8 protein-coding genes and 1 pseudogene are annotated in these 8,959 nt (G+C 66.6%); 5 read left to right on the top strand and 4 right to left on the bottom strand.

Annotation, left to right across the window (positions count from 1 at the left end):
- A pseudogene (locus tag J2X21_RS27090) lies at nucleotides 1-242 on the top strand (hypothetical protein); the annotation flags it as partial.
- Here the strand turns inward: J2X21_RS27090 and J2X21_RS27085 are convergent.
- A complete protein-coding gene (locus tag J2X21_RS27085; protein ID WP_310333273.1) occupies nucleotides 239-1,504 on the bottom strand; it encodes a glycosyltransferase family 4 protein in 1,266 nt (421 codons plus the stop codon). The pseudogene J2X21_RS27090 and the gene J2X21_RS27085 sit on opposite strands and share 4 nt — an antisense overlap.
- 117 nt (nucleotides 1,505-1,621) lie before the next feature.
- Here J2X21_RS27085 and J2X21_RS27080 point away from each other — a divergent pair, with 117 nt between their 5' ends.
- The 3 genes from J2X21_RS27080 to asd are packed head-to-tail and all read left to right on the top strand — an operon-like array spanning nucleotide 1,622 to nucleotide 4,796.
- Nucleotides 1,622-2,239, top strand: coding sequence for an Mpo1-like protein (locus tag J2X21_RS27080; RefSeq protein WP_310333272.1), 618 nt, complete (start codon nucleotides 1,622-1,624; stop codon nucleotides 2,237-2,239).
- Nucleotides 2,239-3,885, top strand: coding sequence for an aminotransferase class III-fold pyridoxal phosphate-dependent enzyme (locus J2X21_RS27075; RefSeq protein WP_310333271.1), 1,647 nt, complete (start codon nucleotides 2,239-2,241; stop codon nucleotides 3,883-3,885). The genes J2X21_RS27080 and J2X21_RS27075 overlap by 1 nt, the downstream gene beginning before the upstream one ends.
- Before the next feature lie 2 nt (nucleotides 3,886-3,887).
- Entirely contained in the window at nucleotides 3,888-4,796 is a 909-nt protein-coding gene (asd, locus tag J2X21_RS27070) for an archaetidylserine decarboxylase (RefSeq protein ID WP_310333270.1), read from the top strand.
- Here the strand turns inward: asd and J2X21_RS27065 are convergent.
- The 3 genes from J2X21_RS27065 to J2X21_RS27055 are packed head-to-tail and all read right to left on the bottom strand — an operon-like array spanning nucleotide 4,786 to nucleotide 7,443.
- Nucleotides 4,786-5,670: a UDP-2,3-diacylglucosamine diphosphatase gene (locus J2X21_RS27065; protein WP_310333269.1), complete on the bottom strand. Its 885-nt coding sequence runs from the start codon at nucleotides 5,668-5,670 to the stop codon at nucleotides 4,786-4,788. The two genes, asd and J2X21_RS27065, sit on opposite strands and share 11 nt — an antisense overlap.
- Before the next feature lie 46 nt (nucleotides 5,671-5,716).
- Nucleotides 5,717-6,370: a 2-hydroxychromene-2-carboxylate isomerase gene (locus J2X21_RS27060; RefSeq protein ID WP_310333267.1), complete on the bottom strand. Its 654-nt coding sequence runs from the start codon at nucleotides 6,368-6,370 to the stop codon at nucleotides 5,717-5,719.
- Between the two features lie 41 nt (nucleotides 6,371-6,411).
- Nucleotides 6,412-7,443, bottom strand: a complete 1,032-nt coding sequence (locus tag J2X21_RS27055) for an alpha/beta hydrolase family protein (RefSeq protein ID WP_310333265.1) — start codon at nucleotides 7,441-7,443, stop codon at nucleotides 6,412-6,414.
- Nucleotides 7,444-7,546: 103 nt separating this feature from the next.
- Here J2X21_RS27055 and J2X21_RS27050 point away from each other — a divergent pair, with 103 nt between their 5' ends.
- Nucleotides 7,547-8,530 (top strand): LysR family transcriptional regulator, encoded by a 984-nt coding sequence (locus tag J2X21_RS27050; RefSeq protein WP_310333264.1) that lies wholly within the window; start codon nucleotides 7,547-7,549, stop codon nucleotides 8,528-8,530.
- The last annotated feature ends 429 nt before the right edge of the window (nucleotides 8,531-8,959 follow it).

Here is an 8,959-nt window from a genome sequence, read left to right as displayed (position 1 = left end):
TGCGCAATCGACGAGTTGCTGCCTCATCACTGGGTGCCAGCCATCTGACCGAACGCTCTGCAGCGGTCAACATGTGTTCGCTGGCTGCTTACGGTGAACAGTACGAGGTCCAGTTCAGGTCTGGCCGTCAAGCATGCAGTGGTGAAGTCTTTCATCTTCAGCCTATCGACGGCGGTGGGCATCGCTCAACTCCTATTCCCGCTGCCAAGGAATCCAAGACTTGCAAGCCCACCCGGTTTTAAGACGTGACATTGAAGGGCACGCTGTCGCGTCGAAACGCTTTTGCATTCGCTGAGTCCGCACACGCGCCCCGCACAATAGCGCCCTCCAGCACCGACTCGAACCGAGCCGTGATGTCGGCCCAATCCAGCCGACGCGCCGTCATCCGCGCCGCGTCGGCAACCGCCAGCCGCGCTGCGGCGTCGGACGCGGCCACGCGCACGGCGGCCACGAAGTCAGCCTCGCGCCCCGGACCGGCCAGCCAGCCATTCACGCCGCTGCGGATCAACTCGCCCGCCGCCGCGCTGTCGAACGCGACGACCGCGCAGCCGCTGGCCATGGCTTCGGTGGTCACGTTGCCGAAGGTCTCGGTCAGGCTGGGGAACAGGAACAGGTCCAGCCCCGCGTAGTGCGCCGCCAGATCATCGCCGCTGCGTTGGCCAACGAACACCGCCTCCGGTGCACGTGCGACCAACTCGGCACGCATCGGGCCATCGCCCACGAAGACAAGCTTCACGCGGGGCTGCGCGACCTTCACGGCCTCGTAGGCGGCCAGCAGCACGCCCAGGTTCTTCTCGGGCGCGAGGCGGCCCACGTAGCCCATGACCAGATCGCCCGGCTCCGCACCCCAGCCCTGGCGCATCGCCTCGCTGCGGCGCGCGGGATCGAAGCGCTGCGCGTCGACACCTCGCCCCACGACCGACAAGCGCTCGAAGCCGCGCTCTGAAAGCAACGTGCGCAGCGACTCGGTCGGCACCATGGTCGCGTCGCAGCGGTTATGGAACTTGCGCAGATAGCCCATGATGGGCTTGCTCAGCAGGCCCAGCCGGTAGTGCTTGCCGTAGGCGTGAAAATTGGTGCGGTAGTCGGACGTGACCGGCAGCGCCAGATGCTGCGCGGCCTGCAGGGCGGACCAGCCCAGCGGTCCTTCGGTGGCGATGTGAACGACGTCCGGCCGCTTCAGCGACCACAGCTTCACCAGCGCCCGCTTGGATGGCACGCCCATGCGCAGATTGGGGTACAGCGGCACCGGCAGGCCCTTGGTCAGCACTTCGTCCACGGCGGGCTTGCCGCTCGATGGCACCGTCAGCTTGGCGGACTGCCGCGGGCGGATCAGCTGCACGTCGTGATTGCGGCGGTTCAGGCCATCCACGACGCGTGCCATCGACATGGCAACCCCGTTGACTTCGGGTAGATAGGTTTCGGTGACCACCGCCAGCCGACGCGAATGGCGCGGCGCGGGAAGGTCATCAACCAGGATGTCATCAGCGTCGGCGGTGTTCATGGCGTGGATGGTCTGCAGTTCATGCGACAGAACGATGAACGCCGGACCGTCACGCCGATTTCACGCAAGCGCCCCACCATCCGGCCCGCTCTCCACCCAAACACGAGGACGGGACACGTGAACGAGTTCTTCCAAACCCTGAAGACGCAGCGCTGGGACGACCACCGCTACTACCACCACAGCCGCATCAACCAGAGCCTGCACCTGATCAGCGCGCTGAGCTTCCTGGTGTCGTATGCGCTGCTGTTCGTGAACCCGGCGTGGTCGGCGCTGCTGGCCTGGTGCGTGTCGATGACGACGCGCCAGGCGGGTCATTTCTTCTTCGAGCCGCGCGGCTACGACCACGTGAACCAGGCGACCGACGAGTACAAGGAAGAGATCAAGATTGGCTACAACATCCGCCGCAAGATCGTGCTGATGGCCGTATGGGTCGCGCTGCCGGCCGTGCTGTGGCTGTCGCCGTCGCTGGGCGGGCTGATCGAGCCCGGCGTCGGCTTCAAGGGTTTCATCGAGGACGTCGGCATGGCCTGGTTCTGCCTGGGCGTGACGGGCCTGGTGTTCCGCGTCGTGCAGCTGTGGATCACGCAGAGCCTGATGCAGGGCCTGGCCTGGGGCTTCAAGATCATCACCGACCCCTTCCACGACGTGCTGCTGTACTGGAAGTCGCCGCTGTACCTGCTGCGCGGCCAGTTGATCGACCCGATGGACCACGTGGGCCAAGGCCAGGCGCATTGATGGAAGAAGCCTTCACGCTGTCGGCGCTGGCACTCGGCGCCCTCGCGCTGCTGCCTGCTGCGAAGCGGCGCATCGAGCTGTCGCGCGCCAAGCACCGGTCCCTCGCCGGCCACTCGCGCATGGCCAAGCGGCTGGCGCGCTGGGTGCCGGGCTATGCGTACGACGAGGCGCAGTTCTTCTCTGCCGACGGCGCACCGGCCGATGTGGCGGCGCAGCGCAAGGCGGCGCTGCAGCGCCTGGGCGCGGAGTTCGACACGCGCTTTGCGAGGACGCTGGCCGCCACCGAACAGGCACGCGACGCCATCTCGGACCTGAAGTTCACCGGCCGCTACCGCGTGCCCTTCCAGTTCAGCCCCGTGCTGCGCGACCACGTGAAGGTGGGCGCTTTCCTTCAACACAGCGACGGCGTGTGGGTGGAGGACCTGGACGGCAACCGGCTGATGGACCTGACGGGCTCCTACGGCGTCAACGTGCTGGGCTATGACGCTTACAAGGAGTGCATAGACGAAGCCGTCACCACGGCGCGCGAGCTGGGCCCGGTGCTGGGCGCCTATCACCCCTGCGTGCTGGACGTGCTCTCGCGCCTGAAGACGATCTCGGGCCAGGACGAGGTGAGCTTCCACATGAGCGGCACCGAGGCCGTCATGCAGGCAGTGCGGCTGGCGCGTTATCACACGAAGAAGAAGCGCCTGGTGCGCTTTGCCGGCGCGTATCACGGCTGGTGGGAAGACGTGCAGCCCGGCCCCGGCAACCCGCTGCCGCCGCGCGAGACTTTCACGCTGCAAGACATGGCCGAGCGCTCGCTGAAGGTGCTGGCCACGCGTCGTGACATCGCCTGCGTGCTGGTGAACCCGCTGCAGGCGCTGCACCCCAACGTGAACGCGCCGGGCGACTCGGCGCTGATCGACGGCAGCCGCCGCGCGGCCTATGACCGCGAGGCCTACACGGCGTGGCTGAAGCGGCTGCGCGAGGTCTGCACCGCGCGCGGCATCGTGCTGATCTTCGACGAGGTCTTCGTCGGCTTCCGCCTGGCCACCGGCGGCGCGCAGCAGTATTTCGGCGTGAAGGCCGATCTCGTCACCTACGGCAAGACGCTGGGCGGCGGGCTGCCGGTGGGCGTGGTGTGCGGCAGCCGTGCGCTGATGCAGCGCTACCGCGAGGACCGTCCTGCGGATATTTGCTTTGCGCGCGGCACGTTCAACGCGCATCCGTACGTGGTGGCGGCGATGGCGTCCTTCCTGAGGCGCATCGAGCGACCGGATGTGAAGGCGCTCTACAGCGGCCTGGACGAGCGCTGGAATGCCCGCTGCGCAGAGTTCAACGCGCGGTTGCAGGCGGCCGGCGCGCCGGTGCGCATGGCCAACCTGTCCACCATCTGGACGGTGATGTACGACCAGCCTGGCCGCTACCACTGGATGCTGCAGTTCTACCTGCGCAAGCACGGCCTGGCGCTGAGCTGGGTGGGCACGGGCCGGCTGATCTTCAGCCTGAACTACGGCGATGCCGAGTTCGCCGAGGTGATGGAGCGATTCATTGCTGCCTGCAATGAGATGCAGGCGGATGGCTGGTGGTGGACGGCCCCCGAGCTGACGGCCAAGGCCATTCGCCGCAGCCTGTTCCGCGAGATGCTGGATCAGAAGTTCTGAGCATGAAGACACAAGAAGCAGCGCGCCCGCTGGACGCCGGCGCGAAGGACGCGCGTGGATGGCTCGCCCGGCTGGGCGCGCAGGAAGACCTGAACTTCCTGCTGACCAACCGCATCCCGCGCATCGCCGCGACAAGGCTGATGGGCCGCATCGCCAACATCGAGAGCCCGGCGTTCACCCACGTGGCGCTCAAGCTGTGGCAACTGTTCACGCCGCTGGACCTCAGCGAAGCGAAGAAGCAGCGCTTCACGTCCATCAAGGACTGCTTCACGCGCGAGTTGAAGGACGGTGCGCGCCCCTTCGACATGCGCACGGACGTGTTCGCCAGCCCCTGCGACGCCATCGTCGGTGCGACGGGCGTCGTCGAGCGCGGCCAGGTCTATCAGGCCAAGGGCTTTCCATACTCGACGGCCGAGTTGTTCGGCACGACACAGGACGCCAGCGTCTTCGAAGGCGGCCGCTTCATCACACTGCGCCTCACGTCCGTCATGTACCACCGCTTCCACGCGCCGGCCGACGGCACGGTGGAGCATGTGACCTACCTGAGCGGCGACACCTGGAACGTGAATCCGGTGGCGCTCAAGCGCGTGGAGCGGCTGTTCTGCCGCAACGAGCGCGCGGTCGTTCGCATGCGGCTGACGGGGGGCCAGCCCATCGCGCTGGTGCCGGTGGCGGCCGTGCTGGTGGCCAGCATCCGACTGCACTGGCTGAACGTTCTGCTGCATGTCGGGCACAAGGGTGCCAAAGAGATGCCCTGTTCGGCGCCGCATGTGAAAGGCCAGGAGATGGGCTGGTTCGAGCACGGCTCGACCATCATCGTGTTCGTGCCCAAGGGGTTCGAGCTGGCCGAAGGCATCGCTGCCGGTGCGCGGATTCGCGCCGGACAGGCGCTGCTGAAGATCAGCTCGTGATGGTGTCCGGTTCCGCGACCGTCACGGTCGCAGGAACCGGCAGCGGTACGGGTGCCGCCGGCTTGGCCTTGCCCGCCGGCAGCATGCCCGGCAGCGCAGCCTGGTCGCCGCGGTCGACGATCTCCAGCCGCCCGTCGAAGTGCTCGACCAGCGCCGTCAGGCTCTCCACCCAATCGCCGTCGTTGCAGTACAGCACACCGTCGATCTCGCGGATCTCCGCATGGTGGATGTGGCCGCAGACCACACCTTGCGCGCCGCGCTTCTTGGCCTCGCGCGCGACGGCGTTCTCGAACTCGTTGATGTAGCTGACCGCGCGCTTGACCTTGTGCTTCAGGTAGCGCGACAAGCTCCAGTACGGCAGGCCGCACTTGGCGCGGATGCGGTTGAACCAGCGGTTGACTTTCAGCGTGAACTCGTAGGCCAGGTCGCCCGCGATGGCGAGCCAGCGCGCGCACTGGATGACGCCGTCGTACAGGTCGCCATGCGTGATCCACAGCCGCTTGCCGTCGGCGGTCACGTGCATGGCCTCTTCCATCACCTCGACACCGCCAAAGTTGTGCGTCAGGTATTTGCGCGCGAACTCGTCATGGTTGCCGGGGATGAAGATGACTCGCGTGCCCTTGCGCGCCTTGCGCAGCAGCTTCTGCACCACGTCGTTGTGCGCCTGCGGCCAGTACCAACTGCGGCGCAGCTGCCAGCCGTCGATGATGTCTCCCACGAGGTAGAGCGTCTCGCACTCCACGTCGCGCAGGAAGTCCAGCAGGGCCTTGGCCTGGCAGCCGGGCGTGCCCAGGTGCAGGTCCGAGATCCAGACGGTGCGCACCGACAGCGTGGGCGTGTCGGCGGCGGCAGTGGTGTCTTGCGTCGTCGGCATGCCGGCATGCTGCCGGCGGGTCGTGACGCGACCGTGACCGTGGTTTCTAGGTCATGCCTTTGAAGGGGCCGCTGGCCAGCCAGCGCTCGATCTGTGCCTGCCGGTCGTTGCCCCAGAAGGGTTCGCCGTCCACGATGAAGTAGGGCGCGCCGAACACGCCCGCCGCGATGGCGGCGTCGTTCTCGGCCTTCAGCTTGGCTTTCCACGCGGGATCATTCCACGCAGCCTCGGCCGCTTCTGCGTCGATGCCGGACTCGGCCAGCAAGGCTTTTAGTGCGGCGGCGTCGTTGAGCGCGACACCGCGCGTGAAGTAGGCCCGCAGCCCGGCATGGGCCCACGCGACGGCTCGCTCGGGCGCCTGGGCCTGCAGCCACCAGAACACGCGCGCCGCCTGCTGGGTCGCAATCGGAAATGCTTCGGGCAGCCGGTAGGGCAAACCGGCAAAGCGCGCGGAGCGCTCGAAGTCGCGCAACGCGTAGTCGCGCTTGAGCGGATGCTCGACCGGCGGCCGCAGTTCGGCGGCCTGGAAAGTGGCGCCTAGCAGGATGGCGTGCCAGTGCACGCGCCGGCCATGCCGTGCCGCCACCGCCTCTATCCACTCGGACGCGATGTAGGAATAGGGGGAGGAGAAGTCGAAATAGAACTGCACCGGTGGGCGCAGGAGTGCGGCGTTGTCGGCCAGGAAGCGATCCTCGATCATGACGCGACGGTAGTCCCGTCGCGGATGCACCGCAGCGGTGCTTACGCCGAGTGCAAGCGCACAGCAAGACTGGGCGTGGCCGCCTCGATGGGTTCCAGCAGACGCGGCCAGAGCTTGACGCCCAGTTCGCGGCGGAAGGGGCCGAAGTGCTCGATCTTCTTCACGCCGAGTTCTTGCGGTGACACGACATGCCGCTGCACCTGCGCAGCGCTGAACTGACCGGCCAGCGCATCCACGGCCGGCGCCGGGCCGAAGAGATGGTCGTCCGTGATGCTCCACAGATGCACGGTGCCGTCGAAGCGGTGGTACGAGCGCTCGCGCGCCAGGCTTTCGTCGCCAAATAGGAAACCGGGCATGCGCCCCCAGGCCGCCCACTCCAACGCCGCGCCGGCCGGAAGGTCCTGTGCGCGCGGGCCCAGGACGCGACCGGGCGCGTGCCCCAACAGACGCACCAGTAGCGGCAGCATCCAATGAAAGAACACCCAGGCCTGCACGCGGGCGAAACCCGACCAGTGGCCGAGATAGGCCACCTGCGCGGCCACGCCCAGCACGGCATCCACTTTCTCGACAAAGCCCGGCACCAGACCCACGGAATTGCCGCCCAGCGAATGCCCCACCCACAGCAGGCCCAGTGCACGCCCCTGGCGCTCCGCCTCCTCGCATCGACGACGATCCGCCGCATGCAACGCGGCGGCCATGTCCACCCGTGCCCAGTCACGCAAGCGCACGTCCTCGCCGGGGTGCAGCGCGTCGCGCGACGCTGCGATGCCGCGATAGTCAAAGCTCAGCACGGCATAGCCCCGCTGCGCCATCCATTCGGCAAAGCCGCGGTAGTAGCTGGCCGGCACCGCCGTTGCGGGGCCGATGATTGCCACGGCCTTCACGCCCACGGCGGCCGGCGGCTCGAACCACTGCGCGGCGAGCAAGCGGCCGTCGCTGCAGCGCAGCGGCGTGAGCGCTACCCGAACCTGCAGCAGCTCGCTCGCGCGGATGGTGTTGGCATCGTCGGACGCCACCGTGACTGGAGCACGGGCGGGCAAAGCGTCGGAAGGAGTCAGGGGCAGTGTGGACATCGGATGACCTTCGGTTCAGCGCACTTGCGGCGTGACGTAAGGCAGTCTAGATTGGCAACTTTCCGGCTGGTAGATCGCGTGCAGGCCTCAGATCGTCAATCAGATGTCAACAAACGAAGCCAAACCGCCCAATATTGGCAGACGCCGACAGACCGTCGCCGAGGAGGCCTTGGATGCCAACGCCCTGGAACTGTTTGCACGCATCGCCCAGGCCGGAAGCTTCGCGCAGGCGGCCCGAGACCTGGGCCTGACGCGTGCGGCCATCAGCCGCCGCATCGCCGCCATTGAGAACGCCGTCGGCCTGACCTTGTTCGCTCGCAGCACACGCAGCCTGGGTCTCACCGAGGCCGGTCGCCGCCTGCATGCGCGGGCGCGAGCCGTCCGTGAGGCGGCTGAGAGTGCTCGCTTGGCCTTGCGCCAGACCCGCGACCAGCTCGACGGCACGATCCGCATCAGCGCCACCGCTGGTTTCGGCCGCCATGTGCTGGCACCCTTGCTGGCGCGCTTCCAGGCCTTGCATCCAGCGGTTCGCTACGAGCTCTTCTTCACCGATCGCCGCGTCGACCTGCTGCGCGAAGGTGTGGACATCGCCTTCCGCGTCACCAGCAAGCCACCCGAGACATGGGTCGCCCAGCCAGTGCTGGGGTTTGAGGTCCGCGCCTATGGCGGTGCAGGCCATCAGGTGTATCAAACGCCACAGGGCCTGGCCATGGCAGCCGTCCTGCTGCTGGGTCAGAGTGAGGAACCATTCGCAGGCCAATGGCTGCATGCGGACGGCCAAAGAGAGGATGTCACGCTGCAGGCGGTGGCGTGGGGCAGCGACCTTGATGGGCTGATCGCGCTGGCCCGGCACGGGGCGGGCATCGTCATTGCACCGGATTTCTGCGTCGAGCCCGTGGCTGCCTTGCAGGCTGATGACGAAATGACCATTGGCGCGGCGCTCCCGCTGCGAAACGTGCTGCCGGGCTGGCGATTGTTGGTGGGCTTGGATACCGTTCAGGCGCTGACCTTGCCCTCGCCCGCCGGATCGGAGACCGCGCGCGCCTTAGTGCGCTTCGTACGGGACGCACTGCTTCCGGCACGCTAGTCAGTTGCCGAACCCATAGCCTCATTCGCACCATGCCAGCAAAGCGCAGTTGCCTCCTCGTGGGCAGGCCATCACGCGAGACATGCGCGCAATTGATGGCCGAACTCAATCAAGCAGCTGCTGATGGCTGGTGAAAAGATTTCGCCCCTGGCCCTCCGATTGCAAACCGGCGAGCGCAGCATCGACAACTACAGCGCTCTTCCAACGGAGATCCGCGCCAATGTTGTCCAAGCTCGAATCCCGTAAAAACCATAGATCACGCCTGATGAATGACTCACCACCGAAGGGTCTGAGCTAGCAGTCCCTAGCCCTTCGATTTCAGAGCGAGCGCTGTTGTTTTCGATTCGCCAAAAGCAAAACCCCCACCAGTTTTCACTGATGGGGGTTGGCTTGAATAATAGCCTGACGATGACCTACTTTCACACGGGA

The sequence above is a fragment of the Roseateles asaccharophilus genome (assembly GCF_031458115.1).
Taxonomy (GTDB): domain Bacteria; phylum Pseudomonadota; class Gammaproteobacteria; order Burkholderiales; family Burkholderiaceae_C; genus Pelomonas; species Pelomonas asaccharophilus_A.
The sequence above is the reverse complement of the archived record's forward strand: the minus strand, read 5'-3'. Positions and strand labels throughout refer to the sequence as shown.